Genomic DNA, 19,936 nt, shown 5'->3' on the forward strand with positions numbered 1-19,936 from the left:
AGCGGCGGAGGTTCCGATCTCCGCGACGAGCGGGCCGCATGCCGACAAGTGACCTTGGGTGGGTCGAGCGGGGCCGAGTGCCGCGTGCGCCCCACGGTAACCACACATGGAGGAAACCATGGCAGCAGTCTGCCAGGTGACCGGAGCCGTTCCCGGCTTCGGACACGCCATCTCGCACTCGCACCGGCGCACCAAGCGCCGCTTCGACCCGAACGTGCAGAAGAAGACGTACTACGTCCCCTCGCTCCGCCGTAACGTCACCCTGACGCTGTCGGCCAAGGGCATCAAGGTCATCGACGCCCGTGGCATCGAGTCCGTCGTCAAGGACATTCTCGCTCGTGGGGTGAAGATCTAATGGCAAAGCAGCAGGACGTCCGTCCCATCATCAAGCTCCGTTCGACGGCTGGAACCGGTTACACCTACGTGACCAAGAAGAACCGTCGCAACGACCCCGACCGTCTCGTGCTGAAGAAGTACGACCCCGTAGTGCGCAAGCACGTCGACTTCCGCGAGGAGCGCTAGAAATGGCCAAGAAGAGCAAGATCGCCCGCAACGAGCAGCGCAAGGTGATCGTCGACCGCTACGCCGCCAAGCGCCTGGAGCTCAAGAAGGCTCTGGTCGACCCGGCCGGCACCGACGAGTCCCGCGAGGCCGCCCGCGTCGGCCTCCAGAAGCTCCCCCGCAATGCCTCGCCGGTCCGCGTCCGCGGCCGCGACGCCGTCGACGGCCGCCCCCGCGGCAACCTGTCGAAGTTCGGCATCTCGCGTGTCCGCTTCCGCGACATGGCGCACCGCGGCGAGCTGCCCGGCATCACGAAGTCCAGCTGGTAGTCAGTACCACTGCGCTCACACCGAAGGGGCCTCGCGATCTGACGATCGCGGGGCCCCTTTCGGTGTTTCCGTGCTCGGAGTGCCTTGCGGCACTCCTCGCCGCGGTCGGCTCCTCGAGGTGGCCGCGTTCCGCAGAGCGTCCTGCGTCCGCTGCGCGGAATCGCTTGGCACGCGATTCCGCGATGCGCTCGGCCTTGCGCGACGGGGTACACGTTCATAGCTCGCGTTCCGCGTCGCTCGGTGAGGTCGCGGTCCCCCCCACCCCGCACGCTGCTGGTCGAGTAGCCCCGCAGGGGCGTATCGAGACCCACCACCGCCGGAGTCGCGGCGCCGTCGGCTCTCGTCCGTGCGGTGGGGGATCTCGATACGCCCGCTGCGCGGGCTACTCGATCCGCAGTGGGTGCCGAAGGTCCGCCCGCTCGGCCCCCCGCCCGCTGCTGGTCGAGTAGCCCCGGAGGGGCGTATCGAGACCCACCATCGCCGGAGTCGTGGCTCCGGCGCTCTCGTCCGGTCGGTGGGGGATCTCGATACGCCGCGCTGCGCGGACTGCTCGATCAGCAAGGAGCCGTGCTTCCGTCCGGCCCGACGCAACCCGATCGATCCGTCGCGGGAGGCCGCCCCGCGCGACTCCGCGCGGCCGTTCTCGACGGATCGGCGCGGCCCGGCACGCCGGGTAAAATCGAGTGCATGACCACCCCCAGCCTGCCCAGCGTCGCCGAGATCGCGGCGCTCATCGACCACGCGATCCTGAAGCCCGAGCTCACCCGCGCCGAGGTCGACGCGCAGCTCGACGAGGCCGCCGCCTCGGGCGTGTTCAGCGTCTGCGTCCGCCCCTCCGACATCGCGCACGCGGTGCGCCGCCTCGAGGGCTCCGGAGTCCTCGTCGGCACCGTCATCGGCTTCCCGCACGGCACCACCTCCACGGCCGCGAAGGTCGCGGAGTCGCGTCAGGCCCTGGCCGACGGTGCGAGCGAGCTCGACATGGTCGTCAACATCGGCCGCCTGCGCAGCGGCCTGCTGCAGGACGTCGAGGACGACGTCCGCGCGGTGGTCGACGCCGCCGACGGCCACGTCGTCAAGGTGATCCTCGAGACGAGCCTCCTCGACGACGAGCAGGTCGTCGCGGGCAGCGAAGCGTCCGAGCGCGCCGGCGCCGACTTCGTCAAGACCGCCACCGGCTTCGCGGGCGGCGGCGCCAACGAGCACGACCTGCGCCTCATGCGCGGCGCGGTGTCCGACGCCGTCCAGGTGAAGGCCTCCGGAGGCGTCCGCGACCTCGACACGCTGCTCGCGTACCGCGAGCTCGGCGTCACCCGCTTCGGCACGAGCGGATCGGCGACGATCCTCGGCGACCTGGCCGCGCGCCTCGACGGCGACGCCTCGGCCGCGCGCGTCGACTCCGCCTCCTACTGACCGTGGCCCGCCGCGCCGCCGGGCCCGTCTCCCGGTGGATGGAGTACACCCGCCGTCCGCTCGAGGAGAGCGCCCGCGCCCTCAAGGAGCGGGTCTACGCGACGTTCACGGGCCTCGCGGTCGTCATGATCTACGCCGTCGACGACCACCCCGACGCGGGCCACGCCCTGCGGAGCCTCGTGATCTCGATCATCGGCATCTCGGCGGCCGGGTTCACGGCCGAGGTCATCGCGCACCAGGTCACCCACGCGGCGCTCCCGTCACGGTCGGAGCTGCGCGTCATGCTCCGCATCGCGGCGGGCGCGCTCGCGTCGGCGTCGCTCCCGGTGCTCGCCCTGCTCGCGGCGGTGCTCGGCTGGATCGAGTCCACGACGGCCCTGTGGATCGGCGTCGGCGTGTACGCCGCGGTGCTCGCCGCCGTCGCGCTGATCGCGGTCGGCCGGGCGGGCCTCACCTGGCGGCAGCGCGTGATCTCGCTCGCGATCCTCCTGGGCCTGGGCGCGCTCGTCGTGGGTGTGCTCGCCCTCGCGCACTGACCCGGGCGTCGAGGCGGGCGTAGGCTCGGGAGCGATGTCGTCACGCACCCGGGTCGAGCTCGGCCGCCGCGAGGATCTGGGCGCCGACTGCGCGAACTGCTTCGGGCTCTGCTGCGTCGCCCTGGCGTTCTCGCGCTCGAGCGATTTCCCCGTCGACAAGCCGGCGGGCGATCCGTGCACGAACCTCGACTCCGAGGACGCCTGCACGATCCACCGCCGCCTCCGCCCCGAGGGCTTCGTCGGCTGCACGGTCTTCGACTGCTTCGGCGCGGGGCAGAAGGTGTCGACGCACACGTTCGGCGGCGTCTCGTGGCGGAGCGACGCGACCGTGCGCGAGCGGATGTTCGCCGTGTTCCCGCTCGTCCGCCGCCTCCACGAGCTGCTCTGGTACCTCGACGTCGCGCTCGAGGTCGACGCCGCTGACGGCGACGCCGTCCGCCGCCGCTTCGAGGCCGTGCACGCGCTCACGCTCGCCTCGCCGGAGGAGATCCTCGCGGCCGACGTGGACGCCGAGTTCGCCGCGTCCCGCCCGCTCCTGATCGCCGCGAGCGCGGCGGCGCGCGCCGGGGTGGGCACCGGCTCCGACCGCCGCCTCGTCCCGGGCGCCGACCTGCTCGGAGCGGACCTGCGCGGAGCGGACCTCCGCGGCACCGACCTCCGCGGAGCGCTGCTGATCGCGGCCGACCTGCGCCGCACCGACCTGCACCGCTGCGACGTGCTCGGAGTGGACCTCCGCGACGCGGACGTGTCCGGCGCCGACCTCTCGGGCGCGCTCTACCTCACCCAGGCGCAGGTCTCGAGCACGCGCGGCGACGCGGCGACCGTGCTCCCTCCGCACTTCGAGCGGCCCTCGCACTGGTCGAGCACGACCGCCCCCGACCGCCCGCGCGCGTCGGGACGACGCCCCACGGGACCCCGCAGAACAGGACGACGCCGATGACCTCCTCCCCGATCCGCTTCGCGATCGTCGGCTCCGGCTGGCGCACCGGCTTCTTCCTCCGCCTCGCCCGCGACGTGCCGGAGTCGTTCATGGTCACCGGGATCCACTCGCGGTCCGCGCGCCGCGACGCGGTCGCCGCCGAGTGGGGCGTGCCCGCATTCGCGAGCGTCGACGAGCTCGTCGCCCACGGCGACCCCGAGTTCGTGCTCGTCGCCGTGCCGGTCGAGGTGGCGTCCGACATCACGGCGGACCTCGTCCGTCGCGGGATCCGCGTGCTCGAGGAGACGCCTCCGGCCCTCGACGTGCCCGCGATGCGGCGGATGTGGGACGAGGTCGGCGGCTCCGACCTGGTGCAGGTGGCCGATCAGAGCCTGTTCATGCCCGCGCACTCCGCGCGCTGGAAGGCGGTGCGCTCGGGCCTCATCGGCACGCCGACCCAGGTGCAGGTCTGCTCGAACCACCTGTACCACGCGGTCTCGATCATGCGTGGGCTGCTCGGCGACCGGGGCGGGCCGACCCGCGTGAGCGCGCGCGATCTCCGCGCGCCGCTCCTGGATCCACTGACGACGCACGGCTGGACCGACGCGACCGAGGCCCGGGAGCGGACGACCACCCTGGCGACCCTCGACTTCGGCGACGGCCGCTCGGGGCTCTACGACTTCACCGACAACCAGTGGTTCACCCCGCTGCGCCACCGCCGGCTGACGGTGCGCGGCTCGCACGGCGAGATCGACGGCGACAGCGTGGTGCGGATGGCGGCGCCGCGGTCGGTCGTCGAGTCGCGGATCACCCGCCGGCAGACGGGGATCGACCACAACCTCGAGGGCTTCCACCTCGACACGATCGCGCTCGACGGCGAGGTGCTGTTCCAGAACCCGCACCCGGGCGCGCGGCAGTCCGACGAGGACATCGCCGTGGACGCGCTCGTCGGCGCGACGGGGGCCTGGGCGAGGGGCGAGGGGCCGGCGCCGTATCCGCTCGCGGACGGGCTGCAGGACCACCTGCTGGGCCTCGCGATCCGGGAGTCGGCCCAGGCGGGCGCAGATGTCGTCACCGAGCGCGAGCCCTGGGCCGACGCGCTCAGCCGTCCGTCGGTGTTCCGCTGATCCCGGTGCCGTCGGAGTCGTCGTCGGCGGGCACGCCCTCGATCACCTCGCGCTGCAGCAGGTGCGCCCCGCTCCAGCACTCGATGATGCAGCGGGGGAACGCCTCGCGATCGGGTGAGCGGAGCCACACCGTCGCGGCCTCGCGCGCCCATGCCTCGGAGGCGTAGACGCCGATGACCTCGGTGCGGTCCTCCCAGGGGGAGGCCGTCGACAGGACGAAGTGGGCGCCGGGCATGGGGCCACGCTAGCGCCCTCGCGGATCCCGTGGGGTCGTCGCGGGTCAGCCGATGGTGGCCCGGAGGCGCCCGTTCAGGGCGCTCAGGGCCGCGGCGAGCTCCTCGTGGTCGGCTCCCGCGAGCACGCCGCCGCCCTGCTCGAGGCTGCGGCGGATCAGCTCGATCTCGGCGTCGGGCAGCCGTCGGGCGGCCAGCAGGCCTTCGAGTGTCGCGAGGACCGCGACGAGGGCGACGGCGTCGTCCACGTCGAGCGGCCGGGTGCAGGCGTTCTGCATTCGATGCTCCTGTTCGCGATCCGGGTCCGGGGATCCGGTCGATGATCGTGCAGACGGACGCCCCGCCGCGAGGGGCGGGGCGTCCGGAGAGGGCAGTGTCAGTTCTTGAAGACGTCCTTGACGTCCTCGCCCGTCTTCTTCAGGTCGGCGGCCTGCTGGTCGCGGCGGCCCTCCTCGGCCTTGCGCTCGTCGCCCTGGACGTTGCCGAGGGCCTCCTTCGCCTTGCCGGCGAGGTCCTGAGCGGCGTTCTTGATCTTGTCGTCGAGTCCCATGAGGGTGTCCTTCCGTCGGTGTTCGTGTGCGGGTGCGGTGGTGCGGGGCGCCTAGGCGACGCGGGGCTCGGCCTCGGGGGCGTCGTCCTCGGGGATGTGCACGTCCTGGACGGTCACGTTGATCTCGGCGACGTCCATGCCGACGATCTCGCGGATCGCCTCGGCGACGGCGGAGCGCACGCCCTCGGCGACGCTCTGCAGCGCGGCCGGGTACTCGGCGACGATCACGACGTCGGCGGCGACCTGGCGCTCGCCGACCTCGACCTTGACGCCCTGGCCGCGGTCGTCGTTGCCGATGGCGCTGCGGAGCGCGCCGATCGCGCGGGCCGCTCCTCCGCCGAGGGCGTGGACGCCGGGGACCTGACGGGCGGCGATGCCCGCGACCTTCGCGATGACGGCGTCGTCGATGACGGTGCGTCCGACTCCGGTGCCCGTCGTGGTGGTCGCGTTGCTGTCGGCCATGATCTCCTCTTTCGCGTGGTGCCCGATCCGGTCGATCGGGGCGGTATGCGAATAGGACGCGACGACGTCCGTGAACGTCACGGTGCTCGGCGGCTCATCCAGGGAACTGCCAGAGAAGCACCGTGAGGCCTCATCGCGCCGTCGTGCGCTCCAGGAACTCCAGGGTCCGCTCGAGCGTCACCCGCGCCTCCGGCAGGTCGAAGTCGAACTGGTACTCGTGCCCCAGCTGCGCCTCGTGGCCCTCGCCCCAGAAGAGGTCGGTCACCGGCACGCCGAGCGTGCGGAGGTGCGCGGCGAACGGACGCGACTGGCGGGCCGTGAGCGGGTCGGCGTTCCCTCCGCTGAGGAAGACCGGCGGGAACCGCGGAGTGACGTGGTCGATGGTCGACATGTGCAGCCCCGCGGTCGACTCCGACCAGTTGCGCCGGCCCGTGTAGGCCCAGAGCGCCGCGCGGAACGCCCACCCGGCGACTCCGGTCACCTTCGACACCCCGGTCAGGTCGAACACGCCGCAGTGCAGGATCAGGGCGCGCAGCGCGTCGACGGGGAGGCTGGTCACCAGCCCGGCGTCGCGGGCGTAGGAGGGGTTCGTGATCGCGGTGGCGAGCTGGCTGGCGAGCTGCGCACCCGCGGAGTCGCCCGCCAGCACGATGCGGTCGCGGGCGATGCCCAGGCGGCCGGCGTGGCGGCGGAGGTGCTCGAGCCCGGCGAGCAGCTGGCGCGGCGCCGTCGGGTAGGTCGACTCGGGACCGCGGCCGTAGTCGAGGCCGACCGCCGTGTAGCCGGCGGCGGCGAGCATGCGCAGGTAGGGCTCGACGTCCTGCCGGTGCCCCGAGATCCAGGCTCCGCCGTGGATCCACACCACGGTCGGCCGCGCGCCCGCGCCGGCGGAGCGGAAGACGTCGGCGGAGGTGGCGGGCGCGCCGTCGCGAGCGGGGACGATCTCGGCGACGCGGCCGACCCCCTCCGGCACGAACGGCCGCATGGTGTCGGCGGTGCGCCGCGCCTCGCGCTCGAACACGGTGCGGATCGCGAGGGCCGCCGGCCACGGCGTCGCCCCGAGTGCCGCTCCCGCTGCCGCTCCGGCCGCCGCGAGGACGCCTCCGGTGCCGACGATCGCCCCGGTGGTCGCGGCTGTGCGCCTCATGCTGGTCCCCCTCCGCTGCGACGTCCGCCCCGAGCCCCCGCTCGGTGCCGCCGCGTCGCTGCAGGAGGAAGGCTACGCACTCGATGTTTCGACCGTGCGACGCGATTCGTGCCGCAGAGCGCCGCCGTGGTGCGATGGGACGGTGACGGACGACGCGAAGGCCCCGGTGCTGCCCACCGAGCGGCGCGGTCGGCAGTACCTGCTGCTCGGCCTCATCGGAGTGATCGGCGGGGTGCTCTCGGGCGCGTTCGGAGTCGGCGGCGGCATCGTGATGGTGCCGATGCTGGTCGCGTGGGCCGGGATGGACCAGCGCCGCGCCTCCGCGACCTCGCTGCTCGCGATCGCGCCCACCTCGGTCGCCGGCGCCTTCGGCTACGCGCTGGCCGGGCAGGTCGCCTGGATCCCGGCGGCGGTCATCGCCGCGGCGGCGATGCTCGGCGCGGTTCTCGGCTCGTGGCTGCTCGCGCGGCTGCCGCTGGGCGTGCTGCGCTGGCTCTTCGTCGCCCTGCTGGTCGCGGCGGCGGTGCGGATGGCCGTGTTCGGCTCGAACGAGACCGGCGACGTGGCGGAGGGCTGGGGCGTGTGGCCCGGCTTCGTCGGGCTGGGCGCGGCGATGGGCGTCGCCTCCGGTCTCTTCGGGATCGGCGGGGGCGCGATCGCGGTGCCGGTGCTCGTGGGTGCCTTCGGACTCGCCGACCTGCTCGCCAAGGGCACCTCGCTGGCGGCGATGATCCCGACCGCGATCAGCGGTTCGATCGCCAACGCCCGCCGCGGACTGCTCGACGTGCGGGCGGGTCTGGTCGTCGGCCTGGCCGCGACCGCGTCCTCGTTCGCCGGAGTGGCCCTGTCGTTCCTCCTGCCCGCGCGACTGTCGGGGATCCTCTTCGCGGCGCTGCTCCTGCTGGCCGCGCTGCAGCTGGCGCTGAAGGCGCGGCGGCGCGCCTGATCGTCGTGCGCCCCTGCCCGATGGCGGGCCCCGCCGTCAACGCCCTTCTCGCGGTCGGCGGCGCGGCTCTAGCGTCCTGACGACGGCGGTCCGGCGGGCGGGCGCCGGGAGCGGAGGGACCCCATGGCGGTCGCGGACGGCGGACGGCGGAGCGCGGGCGGCGCACGGGGGAGCGTGGACGGCTCACAGCGGAGCGCGGACGGCGGGCAGCGGAGCGCGCCCCGGGGAGGGCCCGCGTTCTTCCGGAACGAGGCACCCGGCCTCCACCGGATCGAGCACGCGTACACGAACCTGTACCTCCTCGAGGAGGGCGGCCGGATCACGGTCGTCGACGCGGGACTTCCGCGCACCTGGCTGCACCTGCTCCGCGCCCTCGAGGTGCTCGGGCGCGACGTCTCGGACATCGACGCCCTGGTGCTCACCCACGCCCACTTCGACCACGTCGGCGTCGCCCGGCGCCTCGCCGAGCGGGGCGTCCCCGTGCTCCTGCACCCGGCCGATGCGCCGCTGGCCGCGCACCCGTACTCGTACCGGAGGCAGCGCACCCCGTTCGTCTACCCGCTGCGGTACCCGTCGGCGATCCCCGTGCTGGGAGCGATGGCGCGCGCCGGCGCGCTGGCCGTCCCTCCGCTGACGACCACGGTCGCCCTGCGCGCGGGCGAGACGCTCGACGTGCCGGGATCGCCGACCGTGCTCGCGACTCCGGGGCACACCGACGGCCACGTCTCGCTGCACGTCGCCGACCGCGGAGCCGTGATCGGCGGCGACGCCCTCGTGACGCTCGACCCCTACTCGGCGCGCACCGGTCCGCATCTGGTGGCGCGCGCGGCGACGGCCGACACCGACCGCTCGCTCGCCTCGCTGGACGTGCTCGCGGCGACGGGGGCGCAGACCCTGCTGCCGGGGCACGGCGAGCCGTGGCGCCTCGGAGTGGCGGCGGCCGCGACGCAGGCGCGGCGCGCGCCGATGGCCTGAGCGGTCAGCCGGCGATCAGTGCCGTGAGCCGATCGGCGACCGCGGTCACGCTCGAGACCGCGCTGAGCGTCACCAGGCACGCGACGCCCCAGAACCAAGTGCGACCGGGAGCCCCGGCGCTGCGGCGGTCGAACGCGAGCCACCAGGCGCCGACGACCGAGACGCAGGCCGCGATGACCGAGCCGAGCGCCATCCGCACGTGGTCCTCGGGGCCGGGGGACGACCACGAGTTCGTCGCGAGCAGGATCGCGAGCGGGACGACGATCACGGCCAGGACGCCGAGGAGGACGGCGTGGCGGGACGAGCGCTGATCGGGTCGAGGAGGTGCCGTCGGTGCAGTGGTCATGACTCGTCCCCCGTCGTGCCGGGAGCGTCCCGGCAGGGCGACGCTACCTCGGCGGCACTCCGGAGTCACCGGAACGGGGGAGAATCGGTAGCGATGTCACCTCGAGTCGCATGAGCGCGTTCACCTACCAGGCCGCGTCGATCCCCCTCCGCCTCGCGAGTGCCGGGATGGTCGTCGCCCTCCCCGTCCTCGCCGTCGAGCGCCTCGACGACGTCGCGCTCGGCGGTCTGCTGACCGGCGCGGCGCTGTTCCCGAGCGTCGTCGCGGCGCCGCTCGTCGGCACCGTGCTCGACCGCGTGCGGCACCCGCGCCGGCTGCTGGTGGCGTCGGCCGTCGCGACGGCGGCGGCCTTCGCGCTCGCCGCGTTCCTCGGCGACGTGCCGACCCTCCTGATCGCGCTGCTCCTCGTGCTCGCCGGACTCTCGACGCCGGTCTCGATGGGCGGCATGTCGAGCTTCGTGACCAGCGCGATCCCGGATGCGCGTCGCGCCTACGCCCAGGACTCGCTCTCGTACAACGTGGCGTCGATCGGCGGGCCGGCGCTCGCCGGGCTTGCGATCGCCGTCGCCGACGCGCGGGCCGCGATGCTCCTGATGGCCGGGCTCGCCCTCGTCGGCGTGCTCGGCTCGCTGGCCCTGCGGATGGACGCCCGCCCGGCTCCCACCATCGGCGTGCGCCGCACGATCGCGGCGGGAGTGACCCACCTCGTCCGCCACCGCCCGATCGCGGTCGTCACCCTCTCGGGCACGCTGAGCCAGATCGGAGGCGGCGCGGCGGGGGTCGCGGCGATCGCGCTGTCGATCGAGCGGCTGGGCTCCACAGCCGGAGCGGCGTGGATCCTGACGGCCTTCGCGATCGGCGGACTGCTGGGCGCGGTCGCCGTGGCCGCCCGCCGCTGGACGCAGCGCCCGCCGTCGTGGGTGATGGGCGCGGGCTTCGCCGCGACCGGCGCCTCGCTCCTGCTCGCCGCTCCGGATCTGGGCATCGTCGTCGTGATCGTCGCGTTCGCGGTGGCCGGGGTGTTCACCGCCCCCGCCAACGCGGCGATGCTGATGCTGCGCGACCAGGAGAGCCCGGCGGCCGTCCGCTCGCAGGTGTTCACGATCGGCGCGGGACTGCGGGCGGCCGCCGCCGCAGTGGGCGCGACGCTCGCGGGCGCGGCCTCGGGACTCGACGCGGGCTGGCTCGTGATCGGGATCGCGGCGATCTGGATCGTCTCGGGAGCGCTGCTCCGGGCCTTCCCGCGGCCCGGCACCGTCTCCTCGCCGCAGGACATCGGCTGAGAAGGGGGTGTCTCCGCTGACAGCCGAGAGACCCCCTCGTCAGCCGACGTTCTGCGCGCGGATCAGGCCGCGACGCCCGCGAGGCTGCCCGTGGTGAGGCCCTCGGGGTCGGTGATCAGGCAGTTGATCGTGCGGTCCCCGCCGCCCCAGCTCTCGGCGGTGGGGTAGTAGTAGCTGAAGTCGTACTTCGACTCCTGGTAGGTCAGGCCGACGAAGGCGTCGTACGCGGCGACGCACTCGTCCTCGGCCTGCTGCGTGGTCGCCTCCTCGCCGGGGTACTCGTCGGCCTCGGCCATCGTGACGTTCTGGAAGACCTCGTAGCTGTGCGGCTCGGTGCACGGCACGGTCGGCACGTCGGTGACCTCCGTGGCCTCCTCGGTGAGCTCGTCGTTCAGGCAGTCGCCGACGCGGAGCTGGAACACGTCGGTGGTGCCGCCCTCGGTGATCTCGCCCGACTCCTCGTCGCGGGTCTCCCCGCCGGCCAGGCTGTTCAGGCCGGAGCAGCCGCCCAGGCCGAGCGCGAGGGCCGCTGCCGCGACCAGGACGAGAGAGGAACGACGGCGGTTCATGGAGCACTCCTGGTTCTGCGAGGACGGATCGCGTCCACGGGACAACGGACTCCCCCAACCTAGGGCTCGGGCGACTCCGACTGCAGGGGGATGCGGGAGGGGACGTCCAGGCAGGAGGAGTCGAATGGGGGCATGGCTCAGAAGACGGTCGCGGACCAGCTCATCGCCCAGCTCATCGATGCCGGGGTCTCCCGGATCTACGGCATCGTCGGGGACTCCCTCAATCCGATCGTCGACGCGGTGCGCAGAAGCGGCGGCTCGGCGAAGGGAGGGATCGACTGGATCCACGTGCGCAACGAGGAGGCCGCGGCCTTCGCGGCCGGCGCCGAGGCCCAGCTGACCGGGAGGCTGGCCGTCTGCGCGGGCAGCTGCGGCCCCGGCAACCTGCACCTGATCAACGGCCTCTACGACGCGCACCGCTCGGGCGCCCCGGTGCTGGCGATCGCCAGCCACATCCCCGGCAATGAGATCGGCTCCTCGTACTTCCAGGAGACGCATCCGGACCGCCTCTTCGTCGAGTGCTCGAACTACCGGGAGCTGGTGTCGACCGCCGCGCAGGCGCCGCGCGTGGTGAACGCCGCGATGCGCAGCGCGGTGGCCCTGGGCGGCGTGGCGGTCGTCACTCTGCCCGGCGACGTGGCCGAGTTCGAGGCCGTGGGGGAGTTCCCGGCGTTCGTTCTGCCCGCGCCGGCCGTGCTCGTGCCGGACGACGGCGACGTGCGAGCGCTCGCTGCCGCGATCGACTCGGCGAAGACCGTCGCGATCTTCGCGGGCGCCGGGGTGCGGAACGCGCACGACGAGGTCGTCGCCTTCGCCGAGCTCGTCGGAGCGCCCGTCGGGCACAGCCTCCGCGGCAAGGAGTGGATCCAGTACGACAACCCGTACGACGTCGGCATGACCGGCCTCCTGGGCTACGGAGCCGCGCACGCGGGCATCCACGACGCCGACCTGCTGATCCTGCTCGGCACCGACTTCCCCTACGAGCAGTTCCTGCCCGACGCGTCCGAGGTCGTCATCGCGCAGGTCGACACCGACGCGTCCAAGCTCGGGCGCCGCGTGAGCGTCGCGCATCCGGTGCACGGGGACGTCGGCGCGACCCTGCGCGCCCTCACTCCGCTCGTGCAGCGCAAGAACCACCGGTTCCTCGAGAAGACGCTGAAGAAGCACGAGAAGCTCGTCACCGGGGTCGTCGGGAAGTACACCGAGGTCGAGAAGCGCCGGCCGATCCACCCCGAGCTGGTCGCCTCGACGCTCGACGGCCTGCTGTCGGAGGACGCGATCGTCACCGCTGACACCGGCATGGGCAACGTCTGGCAGGCGCGGTACATCACTCCCAACGGCCGCCGCCGCCTGATCGGCTCGTACCTGCACGGCTCGATGGCGAACGCCCTGCCGCAGGCGGTCGGCGCGCAGCTCTCGCACCCCGGACGGCAGGTCGTCTCGCTCAGCGGTGACGGCGGGCTCTCGATGCTGATGGGGGAGCTCGTGACGGTGACCGCGTACCGGTTGCCGGTCACGATCGTGGTCTTCAACAACTCCACGCTCGGGCTGGTGAAGGTCGAGATGCTGGTGGACGGCTTCCCGGACTTCGCGGTGGACGTGCCGATGGTGGACTACGCGAAGGTGGCGGAGGCGGTCGGCATCCGCGGGATCCGCGTCGAGGATCCGAAGGACGTCGAGGGTGCGCTGCGCGAGGCGCTCGCCGAGGACGGCCCGGTCCTGGTCGACGTGGTGACGGATCCGCTCGCCCTGTCTCTGCCGCCGACCGTCACCGGCGCGCAGGTGAAGGGCTTCGCGCTGGCGATGTCGAAGATCGTGATGAACGGCGGGGCCGGCGAGGCGATCGCCCTCGCCCGCTCCAACGTGAAGCACGCGCTGCCGTGAGGGGACTGGCGTCGGGGACCTGGTTCGTGCGCGGCTCGAGCCTGCCGCTGTGGCGGGGGAGGGAGGGGGTCGCGATCACCTACGCGCCGCTGCCGAGCGGTGAGGTCGCCGATGTCGTCAGCTGGCGCGGCCGACGCGCGACGCGCTACGTCGTCGGTCTGGACGCCCCCGATCCGCTCGACCCCGACGGCTTCCGCTGGCGCGGGGTCGAGCCGCTGACGCTGCTCGCGCGCAGCCGCTGGTCGTTCGTGGCGGCCGACGAGGAGGCGGGCTGGGCGCTCACCCGGTTCGCGCGCACGCCGTTCACTCCGGCGGGCGTCGACGTGTACGTGCGCGAGGCGCATCCCGCTCCCGGGGTGCTGGCGGCGGCGCTGCGGGCGTGCGCGGCGGATCCGCGGACGGCGGCGCTGCGGGCCCGGATGTTCGAGGTGGCGCCCTAGGCGCCCTCGCCCGCGAGCGACACCGAGTCGGCGTCCATCCGCTCGCCGCACTCGGCGCAGTGCAGCACCGGATCCAGGCGCGCGCCGCAGCGGTGCTGGTACGGCTGCCGCTCCGACGGCTCGCGGGCCCAGCGCTCGCCCCAGGCGGCGAGGGCGATCAGCACGGGTACGGCGTCGCGCCCCGCCTCGGTGAAGCGGTACTCGAAGCGGGGCGGCCGCTCGGAGTAGGCGACGCGCTCGATCACGCCGTGCTCCTCCAGGGTGCGCAGCCGCGCGGTCAGCACATCGCGCGGGGCGCCGGTGAAGGCCCGGATTCGGTCGAAGCGGTGCTCGCCGAACGCGATCTCGCGCAGCACCAGCAGGCTCCAGCGCTCGCCGAGCACCTCGAGCCCGGCGGCGATGGGGCAGGCGCGGGGGGTGATGCCGACGGTGGTCACGGGGTCTCCACTCCGGCGCCGAGCGCCCGGGTCCTGTGAGTTGGGAATCCCAACCCACTACTCCGATGTTGCCCGATGCAGAGGTCGCGACCGCCGCGACCCGCAGAATCGGGAGATCCCACCATGACATCACTCCACGGAGCCGTCGTCCTCGTCACCGGAGCGAACGGCGGACTCGGCTCCGAGTTCGTCGCGCAGGCCCTCGCGCGCGGCGCGGCCAAGGTCTACGCCGCCGCCCGCCGCCCGAAGGAGTGGGGCGACGAGCGCATCGTGCCGCTCGTGCTCGATGTGAACGACGCGGAGTCGGTGGCCGCAGCCGTCGAGGCGGCGTCCGACGTGACGGTGCTGGTCAACAACGCGGGCGTCTCCGGAGCGAGCTACAGCCTGCTCGAGCTCTCGACCCAGGAGCTCCGCGACGTGATGGAGACGAACTTCTTCGCCCCCGTGCTGCTCGCGAAGGCGTTCGCGCCGCGGCTGTCCGAGGCCTCGGGCGCGGCGATCATCGACGTCCACTCCGCCCTCAGCTGGTTCGCGGTGGCCGGCGGCTACAGCGCCTCGAAGGCGGCGCTGTGGTCGGCGACCAACTCGCTCCGCCTCGAGCTGGCGCCGCAGGGCGTGCACGTGCTCGGTCTGCACGTCGGCTACGTCGACACCCCGATGGCGGCGGGCGCCGAGGGGCCGAAGGCGAGCCCGGTCGACGTGGTCGGCCAGACCTACGACGGACTCGAATCGGGCAGCTTCGAGGTGCTGGCCGACGAGACGAGCCGCCAGGTGAAGTCGGGTCTGACCGCGCCGCTGGAGGCGGTCTACCCCCAGCTCACGGGCGCCTGACGCCTGCAGAACGTCAGCCGGGAGCGGTCCTCGCGCACGATGGTGGCTGAGGACCGCTCCCGGCTGAGGTCGTGGTCGGCTACTCGCCGAGGGTGATCGCCTGCGCCTCGACCAGCTCCGGCTCCTCGCCGTGCGCATCGGCGCGGGCCAGCGTCCGGCGGCCGAGCAGCACGATCAGCGCGGCCACGAGCACGGCGCCGGCGGCGGCGTACATCGGGAACGCCGGCGAGATCGCGGCGGCGAGGGCCGAGGCGGCGGGCGGCGCGATCGCTCCGCCCAGGAACCGCACACCCGAGTAGGCGGAGGAGGCGACCGAGCGGGGCAGGTCGGTCGCCTCCATCACGCACTCCGTGAGCACTGTGTTGACGACGCCCAGCAGCAGGCCGCCGACGATGATGCAGACGATCAGGCCCATGCGCGACGAGATCGCGAGACCGCCGGCGATGAGATCGAGCGCCAGGAGCACCAGCACCGAGCGCAGCACCACGGTGCGCGGCAGACGAGCGGTGAGCAGCGGGGCGGCGAAGACCGACGTGATCGCGACTCCCAGGCCCCAGCCGAAGAACGTGAAGCCCAGTCCCAACTCGTCCAGGCCCAGCGGGTACGGCGTGTAGGCGAGCAGCACGAAGAAGCCGATGTTGTAGAAGAGCGCGGCGCCCGCGAGCGTGCGGATCGCGGGGACCCTCAGGGCCCTGAACGGCGCCGAGAGCGGAGTCGGGGCCGGCCGGGGACCGTCCTCGCGCAGCAGGGTCGCGATGGCGATGAAGCCGACGGCCATCAGCACGGCGGTGCCGAAGAACGGACCGCGCCACGAGACGCTGCCGAGCAGGCCGCCCAGCAGCGGGCCGATCGCGATGCCGACTCCCAGCGCGGCCTCGTAGAGCACGATCGCCGCGGAGCTGCCTCCGCTCGCCGCCCCGACGATGGTCGAGAGCGCGGTCGAGATGAAGAGCGCGTTGCCGAAGCCCCAGCCCGCGCGGAAGCCGATGACCCCCTCGACACTGCCGGCCGTGCCCGCCAGCGCGGCGAACACGACGATCAGCACGAGCCCGATCATCAGCGTCTTCTTGGCGCCGATGCGGCTCGAGAGCCAGCTGGTGAAGAACATCACGACGCCGGTGATCACGAGGTAGCTGGTGAACAGCAGCGACGTCTCGGTCGGGGTCGCCTCGAGGCTCTCGGCGATGGCCGGGAGGATCGGATCGACCAGGCCGATGCCCATGAAGGCGATGACGGCCGCGAAGGCCACGGCCCAGACGGCGAGCGGCTGCCGGAGGATCGAGCCGCCGGCGGGGGAGTGGGCGGGAGTGGACACGGAGGGTCCTTTCGGGGAGGGGATCAGGAGATGCGCCGCACGCGCTCCTCGACGAGGGCGGCCGCGCGCTCGAGCACGCGCCGGTCGTCGTCGTCGAGGTCGTCGAACAGGGGCGCCAGGGCGGAGTCGAGGCGGAGGCGGTGCTCGCCGAGGGCGGTGAGGCCCGCGTCGGTGGCCTCGATGAGCCAGGCGCGGCCGTCGCTCTCGTCGTGCACCCGGCGGATCCAGCCGGCCTCGTCGAGCCGGGCGATCAGCCCGGTCATCGTGGGCTGCGTCACGCGCACGCGCTCGGCGAGCTCGCCGAGGCGGAGCGGGGCGGAGATGCGCAGCTCGGCGAGCGTCGACCAGACGGCGCCGGACTGCGCGCCGAGCCCGGCGGCTCCGCTGGAGCGACCGGCGTACCGCGCGAGGGCGGTGGCGGCGGAGGCGAGGCGCACGGGGGCGGAGGGGGTGGGCACGGGGATAAACATAGCACGCCTATATAAAATGAGCGGGGTACAGATCGGAGGTCTCGGGACGCCCGTGCGGGGTTACTCGACCACCGAGGGGGGATCACCGCCCCGTCTGCTCGTCCGGTCGGAGCTGTCATGCCGTCTGCAACCGAGGTCCGAACGGCCCGCGGAGTCGGGGCGAGTCGTCCGCGCGGCTCCTGACCTCGATTGCGAACGGCTCGGCCCGCAGAACGAAGGCTGAGTACAGAGATCCGAGCGGGAATCACCGGATCGCATCGTGGAGCCTTGCTTCCGAGATCGCTCCACCTCACCACCCTTTTCCACCGTCCCTGTGGCAAAATGATCCGCAATCCCTCGCGAATGCCCGGGATCACCGACGGAACGAGTTGTCATGTCCCGAATCGAGCGCGACGTCGTCGTGATCGGAGCAGGCGCCACCGGGCTCAGCGCGGCCCTGCGGCTCCACGAGGCGGGGCGCGACGTCGTCATCCTCGAGGCCCGCGACCGCGTCGGCGGCCGCCTCGAGACCCGCGAGATCGACGGCCAGATGCTCGAGCTCGGCGGCCAGTGGGTCTCGCCCGACCAGACCGCGCTGCTCGAGACGCTCGACGATCTGGGCCTGTCCACCTACTCCCGCTACCGTGACGGCGAGAGCGTCTACATCGGCTCCGACGGCCGCGCCCGCCGCTTCACCGGCGACATCTTCCCGGGCGGCGAGCGCACCGAGGCCGAGATCGGCCGCCTGATCGAGCTGCTCGACCGCCTCGTGGCCGAGACCGACCCGGCCGCGCCGTGGGCGCATCCGCTCGCCGCCGATTACGACCGCATCAGCTTCAGCGCCTGGCTCGAGCAGCAGACCGACGATCCGGAGGCGCGCGCCAACGTCGCCCTGTTCGTCGCCGACGCCATGCTCACCAAGCCCGCGCACTCGTTCTCGCTGCTGCAGGCGCTGCTCATGGCGGCCAGCGCGGGATCCTTCAGCCACCTCGTCGACGCCGACTTCATCCTCGACAAGCGCGTGCTCGGGGGCCTCCAGAGGGTGCCGGAGCTGCTCGCCGAGCGGCTCGGACACGAGCGCGTGCTGCTCGAGCAGGCCGTGCGCTCGGTGCACTGGAGCGAGGACGGAGTCGAGGTCCGCACCGACGACGTCGTGGTCGCGGCCCGGCACGCGATCGTGGCCGTCCCGCCGAACCTCGTCGGGCGCATCCGCTTCGACCCGCCCCTGCCGCACCTGCGCCAGCAGGCCCTCCAGCACCAGTCGCTCGGACTCGTCATCAAGGTGCACGCCACCTACGCGACCCCGTTCTGGCGCGCCGACGGACTCTCGGGAACGGCGTTCAGCCCGCACGCGCTCGTGCACGAGGCGTACGACAACTCCAACGCGGGGGAGGAGCGCGGCACCCTCGTCGGCTTCGTCTCGGACGAGAAGGCCGACCGCGTGCTCCGCCTGCCCGAGGCCGAGCGCAAGGCCGCGATCCTCGACTCCCTCGCCGCCTACTACGGGCCTGCGGCGCTGGATCCGGTCGTCTACTACGAGAGCGACTGGGCCGCGCAGGAGTGGACGCAGGGCGCCTACGCCGCCAGCTTCGACCTCGGCGGCCTGACCCGCTACGGCGCGCTGCAGCTCGAGCCCGTGGGGCCCCTCCGCTTCGGCACGAGCGACCTGGCCGCCGAGGGCTACCAGCACGTCGACGGCGCGATCCGCGTCGGCCGCCGCCTGGCGCAGGAGATCCTCGACGAGCACGCACTCACCACCGTTCCCCACCGCGAAGGAGCACTCCCCGCATGAGCACCCACTACGCCGTCATCGACCCGGCCTCCGGGCAGACCCTGAGCGAGTACCCGTCGATCACCGACGCCGAGCTGACCGGGGCGATCGGAGCCGCGCACGACGCGTACTCCACGTGGTCGCGCACCGTGCCGGTCGCGACCCGGGCCGCGCTGATCGCCCGGGTGGCCGACCTGCACGTCGAGCGCGCCGACGCGCTGGCCGAGATCATCGTGCGCGAGATGGGCAAGCCGCTCGACCAGGCGCAGGGCGAGGTCGGCTTCGCGGCCGACATCTACCGCTACTACGCCGACAACGGCGAGGCGTTCCTCGCGGACGAGCCCATCGAGCTCTCCGACGGCACCGGATCGGCGTTCGTCCGCCGCGCGGGCCTGGGCGTGCTTCTGGGCATCATGCCCTGGAACTTCCCCTACTACCAGGTGGCCCGCTTCGCCGGCCCGAACATCGTCGCCGGCAACACGATCCTGCTCAAGCACGCGCCGCAGTGCCCGGAGTCGGCCGCCGCCATCGCGGACATCTTCGCCACCGCCGCAGGTGAGCTGGGAGCGCCCGCCGGCGTCTACGTGAACCTCTACGCGAGCAACGACCAGGCCGCCGACGTCATCGCCGACCCGCGGGTGCAGGGCGTCTCGGTCACCGGCTCCGAGCGCGCGGGAGCGGCCGTCGCCGAGATCGCGGGCCGCAACCTCAAGAAGGTCGTGCTCGAGCTCGGCGGGTCCGACCCGTTCGTGCTGCTGTCGACCGACGACCTCGACAAGGCGGTCGAGGACGCGGTCGCCGCCCGCCTGGACAACAACGGACAGTCCTGCAACGCCGCCAAGCGCTTCATCGTGATCGACGACCTCTACGAGGAGTTCGCGGCGAAGTTCACCGAGGCCTTCACCAAAGCGCAGCCGGCCGATCCGTTCGCGGAGGGGACCCTGCTCGGCCCGCTCTCCTCCTCCGCCGCCACCGAGCGCCTCGAGCAGCAGCTCGCGACCGCCCGCGAGCAGGGCGCGACCGTGCGCGCGAGCGGCGAGGTGACCGGCAACTTCTTCCCGCCCGCGGTCCTCGAGGACGTCACTCCCGAGATGAACGCCTACCGCGAGGAGTTCTTCGGACCCGTCGCCGCGCTCTACCGCGTGCACGACGAGGACGAGGCGATCGCGCTCGCGAACGACACCCCCTACGGCCTCGGCTCCTACCTCTACACGACCGACGAGGAGCAGGCCCTGCGTCTCGCCGACCGGATCGACGCCGGCATGGTCTGGATCAACCTGGTCCTCGGCGACGCCGCCGAGCTGCCCTTCGGCGGCGTCAAGCGCTCGGGCACCGGCCGCGAGATGGGCCGCAGCGCCCTCGAGGAGTTCGTCAACAAGAAGCTCATCCGCATCGCGTAGCCGTCTCGAGACGCCCCTGCGGCGCTGCTCGACCAGCGGGACACCCTTGCTGATCGAGTAGCCCGCGCAGCGG

General features: G+C 73.0%; 25 protein-coding genes. 15 read left to right on the forward strand and 10 right to left on the reverse strand.

The annotated features are described in order from the left end of the window. The first annotated feature begins 118 nt into the window (after positions 1-118). The 7 genes from rpmB (at position 119) to ASF48_RS03005 (ending at position 4,825) form a co-directional block, all read left to right on the forward strand. Complete coding sequence (gene rpmB / locus ASF48_RS02975; RefSeq protein ID WP_055786157.1) at positions 119-355, forward strand: 50S ribosomal protein L28; 237 nt, start codon at positions 119-121, stop codon at positions 353-355. Next, the gene (gene rpmG / locus ASF48_RS02980; RefSeq protein ID WP_027692168.1) at positions 355-522 is read left to right on the forward strand and encodes a 50S ribosomal protein L33; all 168 of its coding nucleotides are present in this window, start codon (positions 355-357) and stop codon (positions 520-522) included. Before rpmB ends, rpmG begins: the two co-directional genes overlap by 1 nt. 2 nt (positions 523-524) lie before the next feature. Beyond that, positions 525-830, forward strand: a complete 306-nt coding sequence (rpsN, locus tag ASF48_RS02985) for a 30S ribosomal protein S14 (protein ID WP_055786161.1) — start codon at positions 525-527, stop codon at positions 828-830. Positions 831-1,517: 687 nt separating this feature from the next. Beyond that, positions 1,518-2,243, forward strand: coding sequence for a deoxyribose-phosphate aldolase (gene deoC / locus ASF48_RS02990; RefSeq protein ID WP_235576830.1), 726 nt, complete (start codon positions 1,518-1,520; stop codon positions 2,241-2,243). Between the two features lie 2 nt (positions 2,244-2,245). Beyond that, positions 2,246-2,779, forward strand: a complete 534-nt coding sequence (locus ASF48_RS02995) for a hypothetical protein (protein ID WP_055786166.1) — start codon at positions 2,246-2,248, stop codon at positions 2,777-2,779. Positions 2,780-2,813: 34 nt separating this feature from the next. Then, positions 2,814-3,719 carry a pentapeptide repeat-containing protein gene (locus ASF48_RS03000; RefSeq protein ID WP_082480945.1) on the forward strand — a complete coding sequence of 302 codons (906 nt, stop codon included), beginning with the start codon at positions 2,814-2,816 and terminating at the stop codon, positions 3,717-3,719. Then, positions 3,716-4,825 carry a Gfo/Idh/MocA family protein gene (locus tag ASF48_RS03005; protein ID WP_055786169.1) on the forward strand — a complete coding sequence of 370 codons (1,110 nt, stop codon included), beginning with the start codon at positions 3,716-3,718 and terminating at the stop codon, positions 4,823-4,825. The genes ASF48_RS03000 and ASF48_RS03005 overlap by 4 nt, the downstream gene beginning before the upstream one ends. Here the strand turns inward: ASF48_RS03005 and ASF48_RS03010 are convergent. From ASF48_RS03010 to ASF48_RS03030, 5 genes are all read right to left on the reverse strand, one after another. Continuing rightward, a complete protein-coding gene (locus tag ASF48_RS03010; protein ID WP_055786173.1) occupies positions 4,800-5,060 on the reverse strand; it encodes a hypothetical protein in 261 nt (86 codons plus the stop codon). The genes ASF48_RS03005 and ASF48_RS03010 overlap by 26 nt on opposite strands. 45 nt (positions 5,061-5,105) lie before the next feature. After that, on the reverse strand, positions 5,106-5,336 hold the full coding sequence (locus ASF48_RS03015) for a hypothetical protein (protein WP_055786176.1): 231 nt from the start codon (positions 5,334-5,336) through the stop codon (positions 5,106-5,108). Positions 5,337-5,434: 98 nt separating this feature from the next. Next, entirely contained in the window at positions 5,435-5,608 is a 174-nt protein-coding gene (locus ASF48_RS03020; RefSeq protein WP_055786180.1) for a CsbD family protein, read from the reverse strand. 51 nt (positions 5,609-5,659) lie between these two features. Then, positions 5,660-6,070, reverse strand: coding sequence for an Asp23/Gls24 family envelope stress response protein (locus tag ASF48_RS03025; protein ID WP_055788833.1), 411 nt, complete (start codon positions 6,068-6,070; stop codon positions 5,660-5,662). A gap of 130 nt (positions 6,071-6,200) precedes the next feature. Continuing rightward, positions 6,201-7,217 (reverse strand): alpha/beta hydrolase, encoded by a 1,017-nt coding sequence (locus ASF48_RS03030; RefSeq protein WP_082480946.1) that lies wholly within the window; start codon positions 7,215-7,217, stop codon positions 6,201-6,203. On the opposite strand from ASF48_RS03030, the gene ASF48_RS19240 reads away from it, so the two are divergent. Beyond that, entirely contained in the window at positions 7,099-8,163 is a 1,065-nt protein-coding gene (locus ASF48_RS19240; RefSeq protein WP_230673110.1) for a sulfite exporter TauE/SafE family protein, read from the forward strand. The genes ASF48_RS03030 and ASF48_RS19240 overlap by 119 nt on opposite strands. A gap of 174 nt (positions 8,164-8,337) precedes the next feature. After that, complete coding sequence (locus tag ASF48_RS03040; protein ID WP_235577174.1) at positions 8,338-9,138, forward strand: MBL fold metallo-hydrolase; 801 nt, start codon at positions 8,338-8,340, stop codon at positions 9,136-9,138. A 4-nt stretch (positions 9,139-9,142) separates the two neighbouring features. Here ASF48_RS03040 and ASF48_RS03045 read toward each other — a convergent pair whose 3' ends face one another. Further along, a complete protein-coding gene (locus tag ASF48_RS03045) occupies positions 9,143-9,484 on the reverse strand; it encodes a hypothetical protein (RefSeq protein WP_055786187.1) in 342 nt (113 codons plus the stop codon). 110 nt (positions 9,485-9,594) lie between these two features. Between ASF48_RS03045 and ASF48_RS03050 the strand changes: the two genes are divergently transcribed. Continuing rightward, a complete protein-coding gene (locus ASF48_RS03050) occupies positions 9,595-10,767 on the forward strand; it encodes an MFS transporter (protein WP_055786190.1) in 1,173 nt (390 codons plus the stop codon). Between the two features lie 62 nt (positions 10,768-10,829). On the opposite strand, the gene ASF48_RS03055 is transcribed toward ASF48_RS03050, so the two are convergent. Next, complete coding sequence (locus tag ASF48_RS03055) at positions 10,830-11,336, reverse strand: septum formation family protein (RefSeq protein WP_082480949.1); 507 nt, start codon at positions 11,334-11,336, stop codon at positions 10,830-10,832. Positions 11,337-11,468: 132 nt separating this feature from the next. Between ASF48_RS03055 and ASF48_RS03060 the strand changes: the two genes are divergently transcribed. Together ASF48_RS03060 and ASF48_RS03065 are read left to right on the forward strand one after the other, a co-directional pair. Continuing rightward, entirely contained in the window at positions 11,469-13,220 is a 1,752-nt protein-coding gene (locus ASF48_RS03060; protein WP_055786193.1) for a pyruvate dehydrogenase, read from the forward strand. Continuing rightward, on the forward strand, positions 13,217-13,660 hold the full coding sequence (locus ASF48_RS03065; protein ID WP_055786196.1) for a hypothetical protein: 444 nt from the start codon (positions 13,217-13,219) through the stop codon (positions 13,658-13,660). The genes ASF48_RS03060 and ASF48_RS03065 overlap by 4 nt, the downstream gene beginning before the upstream one ends. Here ASF48_RS03065 and ASF48_RS03070 read toward each other — a convergent pair. Continuing rightward, positions 13,657-14,097 (reverse strand): winged helix-turn-helix transcriptional regulator, encoded by a 441-nt coding sequence (locus ASF48_RS03070; RefSeq protein WP_055786198.1) that lies wholly within the window; start codon positions 14,095-14,097, stop codon positions 13,657-13,659. The genes ASF48_RS03065 and ASF48_RS03070 overlap by 4 nt on opposite strands. Before the next feature lie 123 nt (positions 14,098-14,220). Between ASF48_RS03070 and ASF48_RS03075 the strand changes: the two genes are divergently transcribed. Further along, positions 14,221-14,928: an SDR family oxidoreductase gene (locus tag ASF48_RS03075; RefSeq protein ID WP_055786201.1), complete on the forward strand. Its 708-nt coding sequence runs from the start codon at positions 14,221-14,223 to the stop codon at positions 14,926-14,928. Positions 14,929-15,007: 79 nt separating this feature from the next. Here the strand turns inward: ASF48_RS03075 and ASF48_RS03080 are convergent, their stop codons facing one another. Together ASF48_RS03080 and ASF48_RS03085 are read right to left on the reverse strand one after the other, a co-directional pair. Then, on the reverse strand, positions 15,008-16,243 hold the full coding sequence (locus ASF48_RS03080) for an MFS transporter (RefSeq protein ID WP_055786203.1): 1,236 nt from the start codon (positions 16,241-16,243) through the stop codon (positions 15,008-15,010). 23 nt (positions 16,244-16,266) lie between these two features. Then, positions 16,267-16,701, reverse strand: coding sequence for a MarR family winged helix-turn-helix transcriptional regulator (locus ASF48_RS03085; protein WP_162238019.1), 435 nt, complete (start codon positions 16,699-16,701; stop codon positions 16,267-16,269). 385 nt (positions 16,702-17,086) lie between these two features. On the opposite strand from ASF48_RS03085, the gene ASF48_RS03090 reads away from it, so the two are divergent. Together ASF48_RS03090 and ASF48_RS03095 are read left to right on the forward strand one after the other, a co-directional pair. Then, positions 17,087-18,484, forward strand: a complete 1,398-nt coding sequence (locus ASF48_RS03090) for a flavin monoamine oxidase family protein (RefSeq protein ID WP_055786210.1) — start codon at positions 17,087-17,089, stop codon at positions 18,482-18,484. After that, entirely contained in the window at positions 18,481-19,863 is a 1,383-nt protein-coding gene (locus tag ASF48_RS03095; RefSeq protein ID WP_055786213.1) for an NAD-dependent succinate-semialdehyde dehydrogenase, read from the forward strand. The genes ASF48_RS03090 and ASF48_RS03095 overlap by 4 nt, the downstream gene beginning before the upstream one ends. The last annotated feature ends 73 nt before the right edge of the window (positions 19,864-19,936 follow it).

It is taken from the genome of Rathayibacter sp. Leaf299, assembly GCF_001423055.1.
Taxonomy (GTDB): Bacteria; Actinomycetota; Actinomycetes; order Actinomycetales; family Microbacteriaceae; genus Rathayibacter; species Rathayibacter caricis.